The organism is Niveibacterium sp. COAC-50 (assembly GCF_013184235.1).
GTDB lineage: Bacteria > Pseudomonadota > Gammaproteobacteria > Burkholderiales > Rhodocyclaceae > Niveibacterium > Niveibacterium microcysteis.
The window spans coordinates 1,355,358-1,370,656 of sequence record NZ_JABCJM010000001.1 but is presented as its reverse complement, the minus strand read 5'-3'; the positions used below and the strand labels follow the sequence as shown (position 1 = coordinate 1,370,656).

The following is a 15,299-nucleotide window of genomic DNA, read 5'->3' as shown; positions in this document are numbered from 1 at the left end:
TGAACGCTCCGATCGTGATTACCCGGCGTTCTCGTCGGGTACAAAAATCCAGCAGAGGACGTAGGCGAACACACCTACACCGGCAAAGCAGGCCATCAGCACCCACAGCAGGCGCCAGACCCACGACTCTACCCCGGTCATCCGGCCGATGCCGCCGCAGACGCCACCGATCCAGCGGTCGTCACGCGAACGGCGCAATCCGTTGATCGCCGCCGACCCCGCAGCGTTGCTGCGGGGTGTTTCATCGCCCAGGAGGCGCGCTTTCGCCGCAGCGAACTCCGCGTCCGTCAGTGCTCCGCTTTCTTTCAGCTGGTGCAGTTTGGCGATTTCATCGGCGACGGACATTGATTGCCTCCGGTCAGATTTCCAGCAGCAGACGCGCCGGATCCTCCAGTGCTTCCTTCATGGTGACCAACCCGAGCACTGCCTCGCGGCCGTCGATGATCCGGTGGTCATACGACATCGCAAGGTAGTTGATCGGACGGATCACGACCTGACCGTTCTCAACCACCGGACGATCCTTGGTGGCGTGAATGCCGAGGATCGCCGATTGCGGCGGGTTGATGATCGGCGTCGACAGCATCGAACCGAAGATGCCGCCGTTCGAGATCGAGAAGGTGCCGCCGGTCAGGTCTTCGATGGAAAGCTTGCCATCGCGTGCCTTGGCGCCGAACTCCGCAATCTTCTTCTCGATTTCCGCCAGCGTCATCTGGTCGGCGTTGCGCAGGATCGGCACCACCAAACCGCGCGGCGAACCCACGGCGATACCGATATCGAAGTAGCCGTGATAGACGATGTCATTGCCATCGACCGACGCGTTCAGCACCGGGTACTTCTTCAGTGCGGCAACAGCCGCCTTCACGAAGAAGGACATGAAGCCCAGCTTCACGCCGTGCTCCTTCTCGAACTTCTCCTGGTACTTCTTGCGCATCTCCATCACCGGCGCCATGTTGACCTCGTTGAACGTGGTCAGGATGGCGTTGGTGGCTTGCGACTGCAGCAAGCGCTCGGCAACGCGGGCACGCAGGCGGCTCATCGGCACGCGCTGCTCCGGACGATCGGCCAGCACCGATTCCACCGCCACCGGTGCCGGCGGCTGCGGCAATGCCGACGCCGTGGAGCCAACTGCCGGAAGGCTTGACGGCACCACCGCCGCCTTGGTGACGGTGTGGGTCGTCGTACCCAGCGCATCCGCCTTGGTTACACGGCCGCCAGGGCCGGTGCCCTGCACGCTCGATGCATCGACGCCCTTCTCCGCGAGGATCTTGCGCGCGGCCGGGCCCATGCCCGACGGTGCGGTAGCCGCAGCAGCAGCGGGCGCCGGTGCTGCGGCCGGGGCCGCAGTCGCGGCGGGCGCAGAGGCGCCTGCGGTCGCTTCGGTGTCGATCTGTGCGATCAGGTCACCACTGGTAACGCTCGAGCCGTTGCCCTTGATGATCTTGACCAACACGCCGGCCGCCGGGGCCGGGGTCTCGAGCACGACCTTGTCGGTCTCGATGTCGATCAGGTTTTCGTCACGGGCAACCGCGTCGCCTTCCTTCTTGTGCCAGCTCACCAGCGTCGCTTCGGACACCGATTCGGAAAGCTGCGGGACTTTCACTTCGATCAGCATTTTTTCTTCCCTCTATGTGCTTTCTGACGCGCCAGCTCAACGGCTCGGAGCGACGTCCTGATTCAGTTCACCGAACGCGCCCTCGATCACCGCCTTCTGCTGCACCTGGTGCTTGGCGTAGTAGCCGACCGCCGGCGATGCCGAGGCCGGACGGCTGACGAGGTAGAGGTGGTGGCTCTTGCCCAGCGAGCGGGCGAGATGCTGACGGGAAACGATCCAGTACCAGGCACCCTGGTTACGCGGCTCTTCCTGACACCACACCACTTCCTGCGCGTTGGGGTATTTGCCAAGCTCTTCGGCAAATGCCTCATTCGGGAAGGGATAAAGCTGTTCGATACGTACGATGGCGGTGTTCTGGATGCCCTTGGCACGCCGTTCGGCAACCAGCTCGTAGTAGATCTTGCCGGAGCACAGCACCACGCGCGTGACGGCCTTCGGATCCAGCGGATCAACCTCGCCAATCACCGTACGGAAACGGCCATCCGAGAGTTCGTCCAGCGTCGAAACCGCGTCCTTGTGGCGCAGCAGCGACTTCGGCGTCATCACGATCAGCGGCTTGCGGAGCTTGCGCACCATCTGACGGCGCAACAGGTGGAAGATCTGCGACGGCGTCGAGGGCACGCAGACCTGCCAGTTGTTCTCGGCACACAGCTGCATGTAGCGCTCAAGGCGCGCCGAAGAGTGCTCCGGCCCCTGACCTTCGTAACCGTGCGGCAGCAGCATCGTGATGCCCGACAGACGGCCCCACTTTGCTTCTCCCGAGCTGATGAACTGGTCGATCACCACTTGGGCGCCGTTGGCGAAGTCGCCGAACTGGCCTTCCCACACAACCAGGTGATTCGGTTCCGCAGTCGCGAAACCGTACTCGAACGCCAGCACGGCGTTTTCGGACAGCACGGAGTCGATGACCGTGAAGGGCGCCTGGTTTTCCTGGATGTGCTGGGCTGGCACATAGATGCCTTCGTCCCACACCTCTCGGTTCTGATCGTGCAGCACTGCGTGGCGATGGAAGAAGGTGCCACGCCCGGCATCCTGACCCGACAGGCGCACGCCGAAGCCTTCGGCCACCAGCGACGCGTAAGCAAGGTTCTCACCCATGCCCCAGTCGAGCGGCAGCTTGCCCTCACCCATTGCCTTGCGGTCTTCAATGATCTTCGCCACACGCGAGTGCAGCGTGATGCTGGAAGGCACGTCGGTCAGGCGCTGCGCGAGGCGGCGCAACTCGGCTTGCGGCACCGAGGTGTCGCACTCGTCGGTGTATTCCTTCTTCAGAAACGGCGACCAGTCCTGCGCGAACTTGCGGGTGTAGCCAGACAGCACCGGGTTGTAGAGCAGCTCACCGCGGTCGAGTGCGGCGCGGTACTCGGTGATCATCTGGTCCGGTTCGTCCGGGCGGCACACGCCAAGCCCGACCAGGCGATCCGCGTACAGCTTGCGCGAGCCCGGATGCGCATTGACCTTCTTGTACATCAGCGGCTGCGTGACCATCGGCTCGTCCTGCTCGTTGTGGCCGAGCTTGCGGTAGCAGATGATGTCAACCACGACATCCTTCTTGAATGTCTGGCGGAACTCGACGGCGATCTGACAGACCAGCGCGACCGCTTCAGGGTCGTCGCCGTTGACGTGGAAGATCGGCGCTTCGACCATCTTGAACACGTCGGTACAGTAGATCGACGAACGCAGATCGCGCGGATCGGACGTGGTAAAACCGATCTGGTTGTTGATGACGATGTGGATCGTGCCGCCAGTGCCAAAACCCCGCGTCTGCGAGAAGTTCAGCATCTCCTGGTTAACGCCCTGCCCCGCCACCGCCGCATCGCCGTGGATCAGCACCGGCAGCGCGCAGAGCTTCTCCGCTTCAGAGCGGCGCTGCTGACGGGCATACACCGAGCCCTCGACCACCGGGTTCACGATTTCGAGGTGAGACGGGTTGAACGCCAGCGTCAGGTGCACCGGGCCTCCGGGCGTGCTGACATCGGACGAGAAGCCCATGTGGTACTTCACGTCGCCGGCGGACAGATCCGCCGCGTGCTTGCCCTCGAACTCCGAGAACAGCATCGCTGGTTGCTTGCCCAGCGTGTTGACCAGCACGTTAAGGCGGCCACGGTGGGCCATGCCGATCACGATTTCCTGCACGCCGGCGGTACCCGCATGGTTGATGATCGTGTCCATCGCAACGATGGCCGATTCGCCGCCTTCCAGCGAGAAGCGCTTCTGGCCAACGTAGCGGGTGTGGAGGTACTTCTCGAGCGTTTCCGCTGCGGTCATCCGTTCGAGGATGCGCTTGCGCTGCTCGACGCTGAAGTTCGGGCGGCTGCGGTTCGGTTCCAGCTTGCTCTGGATCCAGCGCTTCTGACCGATGTCAGAGAGGTACATGTACTCCGTTGCAACGGTGCCGCAGTAGGTCTCGCGTGCGGACTCGAGAATCTCGCGCAGCGTTGCCTGCTGACCGTTGGGGAAGTGGAAGGAGCCTGTGTTGAACTGCTGGCTCAAATCCGCTTCGGTGAAGCCATAGAACGAAGGTTCGAGCTCGGCGATCTGCGGGCGCTCCTGGCGCTTGAGCGGATCGATCTGTGCCCAACGGTTACCGAGGAATCGATAAGCGTTGATCATCTGGAGCACGCCGATCTGACGCTTGTCGGCGATACCGACGGCGGAGGTCGCGAGCTTGTTCTGCTTCGCCATCTGGGCGAAGGATGCAATGACCGGTGCGTGGGCGACGTCGCGCGTCACGGCACCAGGCATGTTCTGCAGGGCATCGAAATAATCTCGCCACTGCTCGGGAACGCTGGCCGGGTTATCGAGGTAGGACTCGTAGAGTTCCTCGATGAACGGCGCATTGCTCCCGAACAGATAGGAGTTGCCCATAAACTGTCTCATCATTGGAGCCACCTGTCTTTCTGCGGGTGAATGAAGCACGCCGCACAGCGATCCGGTGGAAGCCACTCACACCGGAAAAAACGGGACGGGGAGACTCTCCCCCCAGATCGTCAGCCCGCCCCGCGGTCAAACACTGTTGCGACTTGCCATCTGCTGTGTCAGCGCAAGCCGATCGGGGTAACGTCGCGCTTTGCGGCGCCCACGTAGAGCTGACGCGGACGGCCGATCTTGTAGTCGGCGTCGGTAAGCATTTCCTCCCACTGGCTCATCCAGCCAACGGTGCGCGCAAGGGCGAAAATGCAGGTGAACATCGAAGTCGGAATCCCCAGCGCGCTCTGCACGATGCCGGAGTAGAAGTCGACGTTCGGGTAAAGCTTCTTCTCGACGAAGTACGGATCTTCCAGCGCGATGCGCTCGAGTTCCATCGCGAGCTTGAACAGCTTGCTGTCGTGCAGGCCAAGCTCGTGCAGCACTTCGTGACAGGTCTCGCGCATCAGCTTGGCGCGCGGGTCGTAGTTCTTGTACACGCGGTGACCGAAGCCCATCAGCTTGAAGGAGTCGTTCTTGTCCTTCGCGCGTTTGATGTACTCGCCAACGCGCGACACATCGCCGATCTCTTCCAGCATGTTGAGGCAGGCCTCGTTCGCGCCACCGTGGGCGGGGCCCCACAAGCAGGCGATACCGGCCGAGATGCACGCAAACGGATTGGCACCCGACGAGCCAGCCAGACGCACGGTGGAGGTCGATGCGTTCTGTTCGTGGTCAGCGTGCAGGATCAGGATGCGGTCAAGTGCCTTGGCCAGCACCGGGTTCGGCACATACTTCTCGCACGGCGTACCGAACATCATGTGCATGAAGTTCTCGGTGTAGTCGAGGTCGTTGCGCGGGTACATGAACGGCTCGCCAACCGAGTACTTGTAGGCCATCGCAACGATGGTCGGCATCTTCGCGAGGATGCGGTGGAAGGACACCGTGCGGTGTTCCTGATCCGAGAAGTCAGCCGCATCGTGGTAGAACGCCGACAGCGCACCAACCACACCCACGCACACGGCCATCGGGTGTGCGTCACGGCGGAAGCCCTGGTAGAAGCGGGTCAGCTGTTCGTGAACCATCGTGTGACGCTGGATCGACTTTACGAAGGCTTCTTTCTGCTTCACCGTGGGCAGTTCGCCCTCGCGCAGCAGGTAGGCGGTTTCGAGGAAGTCGCACTTCTCGGCGAGTTGCTCGATCGGGTAGCCGCGATACATCAGCTCGCCCTTGTCGCCGTCGATGTACGTGATCTTCGACTGGCAGCTGGCCGTAGACAGGAAGCCCGGGTCAAAGGTGAAGTTACCGGTCGAGCCGTAGAGCTTGCGAATGTCGATGACGTCCGGCCCGTGTACGCCAGACATCACCGGGAATTCGACGCTATTGCCATCGATGGTCAGCGTAGCGGTGCGTTGAGTCGTCATGATTCGTCCCTTCTGTGCCAGTGATTGCAGTAATCCATCGGATACCGCGCCCGTCATGCCTGACGGATGGCGGCGATCAAGCTTTTCCATTCTTCGACCGGGCATTCCTCCCGGCCGCCAACCCATTTCCACAGCTCAATATCGTCCGTGGTGAGCATGTCGAGCAGCGTTTCAAGCTCGGCGTCGCTCAGGGCATCGAGATGCTTCGCGTAGTAACGCGTGAAGAAGATGTCGAGTTCCAGCAGGCCCCGGCGGCTACGCCACTTCACGCGTTCCTTGAGTGCGCTCATCGTGTGCTCAGACGGCCCTGCGGACCATCATGTCCTTGATCTTGCCGATCGCGCGCGTCGGGTTGAGACCCTTCGGGCACACATCGACGCAGTTCATGATGGTGTGGCAGCGGAACAGGCGATACGGATCCTCGAGATTGTCGAGGCGTTCGCTGGTCGCCTGGTCGCGCGTGTCGGCGATGAAGCGGTAGGCGGCAAGCAGACCGGCGGGGCCGACGAACTTGTCCGGGTTCCACCAGAACGACGGGCAGGAGGTCGAGCAGCTCGCGCACAGAATGCACTCGTACAGCCCGTTGAGCTCTTCACGGTCTTCCGGTGACTGCAGCCGCTCGCGCTCGGGCGGCGGGTCGTTGTTGACGACGTACGGCTTGATCGAGTGGTACTGCTTGAAGAACTGGGTCATGTCCACGATCAGGTCGCGGATCACCGGCAGTCCCGGGAGCGGGCGCAACTGCACCGGCTCTTTCAGCGATGCGATATCGGTGAGGCAGGCCAGCCCGTTCTTGCCGTTGATGTTCATCGCGTCGGAGCCACACACGCCTTCACGGCATGAGCGGCGGAACGAGATCGAATCGTCCTTGGCCTTGAGCTTGACTAGCACATCGAGCAGCTTGCGATCGGTCGCGTCGACTTCGATCGACACGTCCTGCATGTACGGCGCTGCGTCCTTGTCCGGGTCGTAGCGGTAGATCTGGAATTTCATAGTACGGTTTGCCACGCGTGGTTCCTCCGATGGCAGATCAGTACGCGCGCTTCTTCAGCGCGATGGTGTCGACGGTCAGCGGCTTCATCACCACCGGCTTGTAATCGATGCGATTGCCGTCGCGATGCCACAGCGTGTGCTTGAGCCAGTTGGCGTCGTCACGGCCGTCCGGCGTTTGCGGCGTGTCGGTCGCATCGTCGCGCACATGGGCGCCACGCGACTCGGTACGGTTGTTCGCCGAGATCATCGTCGCCTTGGCGACCTCGATGAGGTTCTCAAGCTCCAGCGCTTCGGTCAGCGCGGTGTTGAAGACCTTGGACTTGTCCTTGATTTCGGTGCGCTGCACCAGCTTCTCGACTTCAAGGATCTTGTCGACGCCGCTTGCCAGCATGTCCTTGAAGCGGAACACGCCGCAGTGCTTCTGCATCGTCTGTTGCATCTGTGCGCGAACATCGTGCACGTTGGTGCCGCCGCTCTGCGTCAGCAGGCGATCAACGCGCGCGACTGAGCGATCAATTTCGGCTTGCGGGATCTCAGGCTGTGCGCTGCCCTGCCCCTTGATGTACTCCACCATCGTCTCGCCCGAGCTCTTGCCAAACACCAGCAAGTCAAGCAGCGAGTTGGTGCCGAGGCGGTTCGCGCCGTGCACCGATGCGCATGCGCACTCGCCTGCGGCGTAGAAGCCGGGCACTGAGGCACCGTCGACGACGACTTCACCACGGTAGTTGGTCGGAATACCGCCCATCTGGTAATGACAGGTCGGCACCACCGGAATCGGCGCGCGGATCGGGTCAACGTTGGCGAACTGGATCGAGATCTCGCGGATGCCCGGCAGGCGCTTGTTGATGACATCCGGGTCAAGGTGCGTGATGTCGAGCAGCACGTGATCCTTGTTCGGGCCGCAGCCGCGACCTTCGTTGATCTCGGTGACCATCGCGCGGGAGACGACGTCACGCGAGGCAAGATCCTTCGCGTTCGGCGCATAGCGTTCCATGAAACGCTCACCCGAGGCATTGCGCAGGATGCCGCCTTCGCCGCGCACGCCTTCGGTGATCAGCACGCCCGCGCCGGCAACGCCGGTCGGGTGGAACTGCCAGAACTCCATGTCTTCGAGCGGAATACCGGCACGCGCCGCCATACCCAGGCCGTCGCCGGTATTGATGAAGGCGTTCGTCGAGGACGCGAAGATGCGGCCCGCACCGCCGGTTGCGAACAGCGTCGCCTTGGCCTGGAACACCACGATTTCCGAGGTTTCCATCTCCATCGCGATCACGCCGAGCACGCGGCCGTCCGTGTCGCGCAGCAGATCCAGCGCCATCCATTCAACGAAGAACTGCGTGTTCGCTTTCACGTTGCGCTGGTAGAGCGCGTGGAGCATCGCGTGGCCGGTACGGTCAGCGGCCGCACAGGCGCGGCGCACCGGCTTGTCGCCGAAGTTCGACATGTGGCCACCGAAGGGGCGCTGGTAAATCTTGCCCTCGTCGGTACGGTCAAACGGCATGCCGAAGTGTTCAAGTTCCACAACCACTTCGGGCGCCTTGCGGCACATGAACTCGATCGCGTCCTGATCGCCCAGCCAGTCCGACCCCTTGACGGTGTCGTACATGTGCCAGTGCCAGTGATCGGGCTCCGAGTTGCCGAGCGACGCCGAGACACCGCCCTGCGCCGCAACGGTATGCGAACGAGTCGGGAAGACCTTGGACAGCACGGCCGTCTTCAGGCCAGCCTCGGAGAGCTGAATTGCGGCCCGCATCCCGGCGCCACCCGCGCCGACGATCACCGCATCAAACGTACGCTTAGCGACTTTCACTTACAGCCTCCAAAGAATCTGGGCTGCCCAGCCCGCATAGCCGATCAGCAGGAAAGCGACGACCGAGTGCGCAATCAGGCGCACACCGACCGGCTTGATGTAATCCATGAAGATGTCCCGAACGCCAACCCACGCATGGAAGAACAGTGCGAGCCAGAACAGGAAGGTCGCGAAACGCATGAACCCGCCCGAGAACATGGCGCGCCAGGCTTCCGCAGAGAATTCCGGCAGACAGAACAGGTTGACGACGAAGAAGACGGTGTACAGCGCCATCACCGTGGCCGTGACGCGCTGAGCAAGCCAGTCACGCAAGCCGTAGTGGGCACCAACGACAATTCGGTTTTGCATGGCTTACCCCAGGAAAATCTTGGCGCCGATCAGCACCGTAAGAGTCAGGCTTACTGCCAGCACCGCGCCGGCGCTCTTGCGCGCGGTCGGCAGATCGAGGCCCTTGTGCATGTCCAGCAGAAGAAAGCGGATGCCGGCGCAGAAGTGGTGCAGATACGCCCACAGCAAACCAAACAGCACCAGTTTCACCAGCGGATTCGCAACCACCGATTTGGCTTGCGCCATAGCCTCGGGGCTGCCAACGCTGGAACCAAAGAGCCACAGCAAAACCGGCAGCATCAGGAACAAACCGGCGCCGCTCACGCGATGCAGGATCGACACGAATCCGGGTAGCGGCAGACGGATCACCTTCAGGTCGAGATGCTTGGGTCTCGGTTTCTTGATTGTTGTATCTGACATGCTTCACCTCTCACAGGGGCGCGTCGCTGGACTCGCCGTTCTCTTGCCTGCAACCGGCCAACCGGCCCGATTACAGCCTCAACTCAGTTCATTCAGGTAGTAGTGCTCGGCGGTGGAATACAGGCCGCGACGCCATTCCACCGGTTTGTCTCCATACGTATAGGCAACACGCTCAACCGACAGCAGCGGCGAGGCTTCCGGCACACCAAGGGTTTCTGCGACATTGCGGTCGGCCGCCACCGCGCGGATCTTTTCGCGCGCATGCAGCATCCGCACCCCGAAGCGGGACTCGAACAGGCCGTAGATCGAGCCCTGCCAGTCGCGCAGCATTTCGATATTGAGCCCGGAGAAGATCTCCCCCGGCAGGTAGATTTCATCCACCACGATCGGCTTGGATTCGTGCTTCAGAACCCGCCGAATGATGATGATCGGCGCTGACAGTTCGATGCCGAGGTTGCGCGACGCTTCCTGCCCCGCCTTGGCGCGCCAGCAGTCCAGCGGCTCGCTCTTGAGCGGAACGATTTCACCGGACAGCGGCGTCAGACGCAGGAAACGGAACAACGCGCGCGGGTCCGCGTGCGAGGCAACGAACGTGCCTTTGCCCTGACGACGGATCAGAAGGTTGTCCGCAGCCAGCTCATCGATCGCTTTGCGAACCGTTCCCTGGCTGACCTGGAAACGCACGGCGAGCTCTTGCTCGCTGGGGATAGCTTGACCGGGACGCCACTCCCCCGACTCAAGCGCCTGAATCATCAGGCGTTTGATCTGCTGGTAGAGCGGGCTGAAGGTGGGCGACAGGTTCACCATGACCGCATTCAAGCACAGAAAAATCGGTGTGTCTATAATGCATCTCCTGTCTTATATAAGACATAAGTTAGCTTTTGACACTGTGAGATTTCTGGCCTACGATGATAGCCACATTGCCGCCGGCAGGCGCCGCGGCGCCCTACCAGAACCTGCGCGCAGGGCCGCGCTCTCCAGCATAGATAAAGGAGTCACACATGGCCAAAGCTCCCGTTCGCGTCACCGTCACCGGTGCCGCCGGTCAGATCGGTTACAGCCTGCTGTTCCGCATTGCCTCGGGCGAAATGCTCGGCAAGGATCAGCCGGTGATCCTTCAGTTGCTGGATCTGCCCCAGGCCCAGAAGGCGGTCAAGGGCGTGATGATGGAGCTGGAAGACTGCGCGTTCCCGCTGCTCGCCGGCATGATCGCCACCGACGATCCGGCTGTTGCGTTCAAGGACACCCAAGTCGCGCTGCTGGTTGGCGCACGTCCGCGCGGCCCGGGCATGGAACGCAAGGACCTGCTGACCGAGAACGCCAAGATCTTCACCGTTCAAGGTGCCGCAATCGGCCAGTACGCTGATCCGAACGTCAAGGTGCTGGTCGTCGGCAACCCCTGCAACACCAACGCCTACATCGCCAAGGCAACGGCTACCAAGTTCGGTCGCGTCAAGCCGGGCAACTTCACTGCCATGCTGCGCCTCGACCATAACCGCGCGCTGTCGCAACTCGCCGCCAAGTCCGGCCGCGACGTGTCGAGCCTGAAGAGCCTCGTCGTTTGGGGCAACCACTCGCCGACGATGTACGCCGACTACCGCTATGTCACCTCGAACGGTGACAACGTCAAGGCGCTGATCAACGACGAAACCTGGAACCGCGAAACCTTCCTGCCGACCGTCGGCAAGCGCGGTGCTGCGATCATCGAAGCGCGTGGTCTGTCGTCCGCCGCCTCGGCCGCCAACGCCGCCATCGACCACATCCGTGACTGGGTGCTGGGCTCGAACGGTGAATGGGTCACCATGGGCATTCCTTCCGACGGCTCCTACGGCATCCCGGAAGGCATCATCTACGGCTTCCCGGTCACCACGGCCAACGGCGAATACAAGATCGTGCAAGGCCTGGAGATCGACGAGTTCTCGCGTGACCGCATGAACTTCACGCTGAAGGAACTCGAAGAAGAGCGCGCAGGCGTCGCAGACCTGCTGGCTTAACGCAAACGGCGTCGGGCTCATGGATAACGTACGCCCCGAGGAAACCACGGGCCGCCCCGAGTTTCCTGGCGCCCCCATCGGGGGCAGGTCGCCGAATGGCGACCGCGGGCGCTCACCGCTCCATCCCGATGCCGTGCTGTTCGCCGGCGGCAGGCCGCTGCCGGCGATCCCCGCGGTGGACCATTACTGCGGCTCCGAAAAGAACATGCGCAAGGCGATCGCCTTGCAGCAACGGATGGGCCCGCTCTTCGACATCACGCTCGATTGCGAAGATGGCGCCCCCGCTGGCGCTGAACGCACCCACGCCGAGCTGTGCGGCAGCCTGATCGCAGGCGCCGACAATCTGTTCGGACGCATCGGCGCACGCATTCACGATGTCACACATCCGAGCTGGCACGACGACCTTGAGATCATTCTCGGTCGCGCCGCCGACCGGATCGCGTTTGTGACCGTACCAAAGGCTCGCGGCGCTGCGGATGTGGAAACAGCGCTCGCCGCCCTGCGCAATATCGAATCGCGCCTTGGTCTCAAGCGTGAGATACCGCTGCATGCGCTGGTCGAGACGCATGGCGCCTTGCATCAAGCGTGGCAGATTGCCGCCCTGCCCGGCATCGAAACGCTGGATTTCGGCCTGATGGATTTCGTCTCGGAACACCACGGTGCGATTCCTGGTTCGGCAATGCGCTCGCCCGGGCAGTTCACACACCCCATGGTGGTGCGCGCCAAGTGCGAAGTCGTCGCCGCAGCAATCGCTCACGGCGTAATTCCGACGCACAACGTGACCACCGTACTCGACGACACGCAGGTCGCTTTCGATGATGCGCGCCTCGCTCGTAACGACTTTGGCTACCTGCGGATGTGGAGCATCCACCCCGCGCAGATTGAGCCGATCCTGCAAGGCATGCGCCCAGCCGCCGATGAAGTGACGGAGGCTGCTGGCATCGTTTGTGCTGCGCAGGACGCGAACTGGGGACCGATCCGCGTCGGCACACGATTGCACGATCGCGGCTCGTTCCGCCATTACTGGAATTTGCTCGTGCGCGCCCGGTCTACCGGGATGACGCTGCCCAGCGAGGCCGAGCAACGGTTTTTCACCCCCAACCCCAATTAACCGAATGCCGAACGGCATCCTGACAGCAAACCGGAGGACCTCACCGTGCTAGAAGCCTACCGCCAACACGCCGCCGAACGCGCCGCCCTTGGAATCCCGCCGCTTGCGCTGGATGCCAAGCAGACGGCCGACCTGATTGAACTGATCAAGAACCCGCCGGCAGGCGAAGAAGCCTTCCTGGTGGAGTTGCTCACCTACCGCGTGCCACCCGGTGTGGATGATGCCGCGAAGGTCAAGGCCAGCTTCCTCGCCGCCGTTGCGCATGGCGACATCAAGGTCGATCTGATCTCCAAGGCCAAGGCCACCGAGCTGCTGGGCACCATGGTGGGCGGCTACAACGTCCACCCGCTGATCGAGTTGCTGGACGATGCCGAAGTCGCTGGCGTCGCCGCCGAGGGGCTGAAGAAGACGCTGCTGATGTTCGACTTCTTCAACGACGTCGCAGAAAAGGCCAAGGCTGGCAACGCCAAGGCCAAGGAAGTGATCCAGAGCTGGGCTGACGCCGAGTGGTTCACCACGCGCCCGGAAGTGGACAAGAAAATCACCGTCACCGTGTTCAAGGTGCCGGGTGAGACCAACACCGATGACCTGTCACCGGCGCCGGACGCATGGAGCCGCCCCGACATCCCGCTGCACTACCTCGCGATGCTGAAGAACACCCGCCCGGATGCGGCCTTCAAGCCCGAGGAAGACGGCAAACGTGGCCCGATCCAGTTCATCGAAGACCTGAAGAAGAAGGGTCACCTGGTCGCCTATGTTGGCGACGTGGTGGGCACTGGCTCCTCGCGTAAGTCCGCGACAAACTCGGTGATCTGGGCCACCGGCCAGGACATTCCGTACGTGCCGAACAAGCGCTTCGGTGGGGTCACGCTCGGCGGCAAGATCGCGCCGATCTTCTTCAACACGCAGGAAGACTCCGGCTCGCTGCCGATCGAAGTCGACGTCTCGAAGCTGGAAATGGGTGACGTCGTCGACATCCTGCCGTACGACGGCAAGATCCTGAAGAACGGCGAGACGGTGGCCGAGTTCAAGCTCAAGTCCGACGTGCTGTTCGATGAAGTGCGCGCTGGCGGCCGTATCAACCTGATCATCGGTCGTTCCCTGACCGGCAAGGCGCGCGAGTTCCTCGGCCTGGGCGCCTCGACACTGTTCCGCCTGCCCAAGCCGCCGGCGGAATCGAAGGCTGGCTTCACGCTGGCGCAGAAGATGGTTGGCCGCGCGGTCGGCCTGCCTGAAGGCCAGGGCGTGCGTCCCGGCACCTACTGCGAACCGAAGATGACTACGGTTGGCTCGCAGGACACGACCGGCCCGATGACGCGCGACGAGCTGAAGGATCTGGCCTGCCTTGGCTTCTCTGCCGATCTGGTGATGCAGTCCTTCTGCCACACCGCCGCTTACCCGAAGCCGGTTGACGTGAAGACCCACCGTGAGCTGCCGGCCTTCATCAGCAGCCGCGGCGGTGTTGCCCTGCGTCCGGGCGACGGCGTGATCCACAGCTGGCTCAACCGCCTGCTGCTGCCGGACACCGTGGGCACCGGCGGCGACTCGCACACCCGCTTCCCGATCGGCATCTCCTTCCCGGCGGGCTCGGGCCTCGTGGCTTTCGGCGCCGCCACCGGTGTGATGCCGCTGGACATGCCGGAATCTGTGCTCGTTCGCTTCAAGGGCCAGATGCAGCCGGGCATCACGCTGCGCGATCTGGTGCACGCGATCCCCTACTACGCGATCAAGGCCGGTCTGCTGACCGTCGCCAAGGCCGGCAAGAAGAACGTGTTCTCGGGCCGCATCCTTGAAATCGAAGGCCTGCCGGATCTGAAGGTCGAGCAGGCATTCGAGCTCTCGGACGCGTCGGCTGAACGTTCGGCCGCCGGCTGCACGGTCAAGCTGAACAAGGAACCGATCATCGAGTACCTCAACAGCAACATCGTGCTGATGAAGAACATGATCGCCGACGGCTACCAGGACAAGCGCACGCTTGAACGCCGCATCAAGGCGGTCGAGGCATGGCTGGCCAACCCGAACCTGCTCGAAGCGGACAAGGATGCCGAGTACGCCGCGGTGATCGAGATCGACCTGAACGATCTGAAGGAGCCGGTGCTCTGCTGCCCGAACGATCCGGACGACGCGAAGCTGCTGTCCGAAGTCGCCGGCGCGAAGATCGACGAAGTGTTCATCGGCTCGTGCATGACCAACATCGGCCACTTCCGTGCGGCGTCCAAGCTGCTCGAAGGCAAGCGCGATATCCCGGTAAAACTGTGGATTGCGCCGCCGACCAAGATGGATGCTGCCGAGCTGACCAAGGAAGGCCACTACGGCGTCTTCGGCAGCGCCGGCGCGCGCACCGAAATGCCGGGCTGCTCGCTGTGCATGGGTAACCAGGCACAGGTACGTGAAGGTGCGACGGTGGTCTCCACCTCGACGCGTAACTTCCCGAACCGCTTGGGCAAGAACACCAACGTGTATCTGGCTTCGGCCGAGTTGGCCGCGATCGCATCGAAGCTCGGGCGGATCCCGACGGTCGAGGAGTACCACGCTGACATGGGCGTGATCAACGCTGACGGCAGCAAGATCTACAAGTACATGAACTTCGATCAGATCGCCGAGTACCAGGACGCAGCAAAGGCCGTCGAAGTCTGACCGCCAATGACCTGAGCCTGAACGCCCTGCATCGCGAGATGCGGGGCGTTTTTATTTTGTTCCT

Annotated in this window: 13 protein-coding genes; 3 read left to right on the top strand and 10 right to left on the bottom strand. The window is 62.5% G+C overall.

All coding sequences use genetic code 11. The annotated features are described in order from the left end of the window. Positions 1-18: 18 nt before the first annotated feature. The 10 genes from HH302_RS06100 to HH302_RS06055 all read right to left on the bottom strand — a co-directional run bounded on the left by HH302_RS06100 (position 19) and on the right by HH302_RS06055 (position 10,300). Positions 19-345: a PspC domain-containing protein gene (locus HH302_RS06100; RefSeq protein WP_172199624.1), complete on the bottom strand. Its 327-nt coding sequence runs from the start codon at positions 343-345 to the stop codon at positions 19-21. Positions 346-358: 13 nt separating this feature from the next. Beyond that, a complete protein-coding gene (gene odhB, locus HH302_RS06095; RefSeq protein WP_172199621.1) occupies positions 359-1,612 on the bottom strand; it encodes a 2-oxoglutarate dehydrogenase complex dihydrolipoyllysine-residue succinyltransferase in 1,254 nt (417 codons plus the stop codon). Positions 1,613-1,648: 36 nt separating this feature from the next. Beyond that, positions 1,649-4,495: a 2-oxoglutarate dehydrogenase E1 component gene (locus HH302_RS06090; protein ID WP_172199618.1), complete on the bottom strand. Its 2,847-nt coding sequence runs from the start codon at positions 4,493-4,495 to the stop codon at positions 1,649-1,651. Positions 4,496-4,650: 155 nt separating this feature from the next. Further along, on the bottom strand, positions 4,651-5,943 hold the full coding sequence (gene gltA / locus HH302_RS06085; protein WP_172199615.1) for a citrate synthase: 1,293 nt from the start codon (positions 5,941-5,943) through the stop codon (positions 4,651-4,653). Between the two features lie 53 nt (positions 5,944-5,996). Then, on the bottom strand, positions 5,997-6,233 hold the full coding sequence (locus HH302_RS06080) for a succinate dehydrogenase assembly factor 2 (protein ID WP_172199612.1): 237 nt from the start codon (positions 6,231-6,233) through the stop codon (positions 5,997-5,999). Positions 6,234-6,240: 7 nt separating this feature from the next. Next, on the bottom strand, positions 6,241-6,936 hold the full coding sequence (locus tag HH302_RS06075) for a succinate dehydrogenase iron-sulfur subunit (protein WP_172200772.1): 696 nt from the start codon (positions 6,934-6,936) through the stop codon (positions 6,241-6,243). 37 nt (positions 6,937-6,973) lie between these two features. Next, positions 6,974-8,746, bottom strand: coding sequence for a succinate dehydrogenase flavoprotein subunit (sdhA, locus tag HH302_RS06070; protein ID WP_172199609.1), 1,773 nt, complete (start codon positions 8,744-8,746; stop codon positions 6,974-6,976). Further along, complete coding sequence (gene sdhD / locus HH302_RS06065) at positions 8,747-9,094, bottom strand: succinate dehydrogenase, hydrophobic membrane anchor protein (protein WP_172199606.1); 348 nt, start codon at positions 9,092-9,094, stop codon at positions 8,747-8,749. Between the two features lie 3 nt (positions 9,095-9,097). Then, a complete protein-coding gene (sdhC, locus tag HH302_RS06060; protein ID WP_172199603.1) occupies positions 9,098-9,493 on the bottom strand; it encodes a succinate dehydrogenase, cytochrome b556 subunit in 396 nt (131 codons plus the stop codon). A 78-nt stretch (positions 9,494-9,571) separates the two neighbouring features. Beyond that, positions 9,572-10,300 (bottom strand): GntR family transcriptional regulator, encoded by a 729-nt coding sequence (locus HH302_RS06055; protein ID WP_172199600.1) that lies wholly within the window; start codon positions 10,298-10,300, stop codon positions 9,572-9,574. A gap of 194 nt (positions 10,301-10,494) precedes the next feature. On the opposite strand from HH302_RS06055, the gene HH302_RS06050 reads away from it, so the two are divergent. From HH302_RS06050 to acnB, 3 genes are read left to right on the top strand one after another with little or no spacing between them, the layout of a single operon-like run. Then, positions 10,495-11,487, top strand: coding sequence for a malate dehydrogenase (locus tag HH302_RS06050; protein WP_172199598.1), 993 nt, complete (start codon positions 10,495-10,497; stop codon positions 11,485-11,487). A gap of 19 nt (positions 11,488-11,506) precedes the next feature. Beyond that, the gene (locus tag HH302_RS06045; protein ID WP_172199596.1) at positions 11,507-12,598 is read left to right on the top strand and encodes a CoA ester lyase; all 1,092 of its coding nucleotides are present in this window, start codon (positions 11,507-11,509) and stop codon (positions 12,596-12,598) included. 45 nt (positions 12,599-12,643) lie between these two features. After that, a complete protein-coding gene (acnB, locus tag HH302_RS06040) occupies positions 12,644-15,235 on the top strand; it encodes a bifunctional aconitate hydratase 2/2-methylisocitrate dehydratase (RefSeq protein ID WP_172199594.1) in 2,592 nt (863 codons plus the stop codon). Positions 15,236-15,299: the final 64 nt, after the last annotated feature.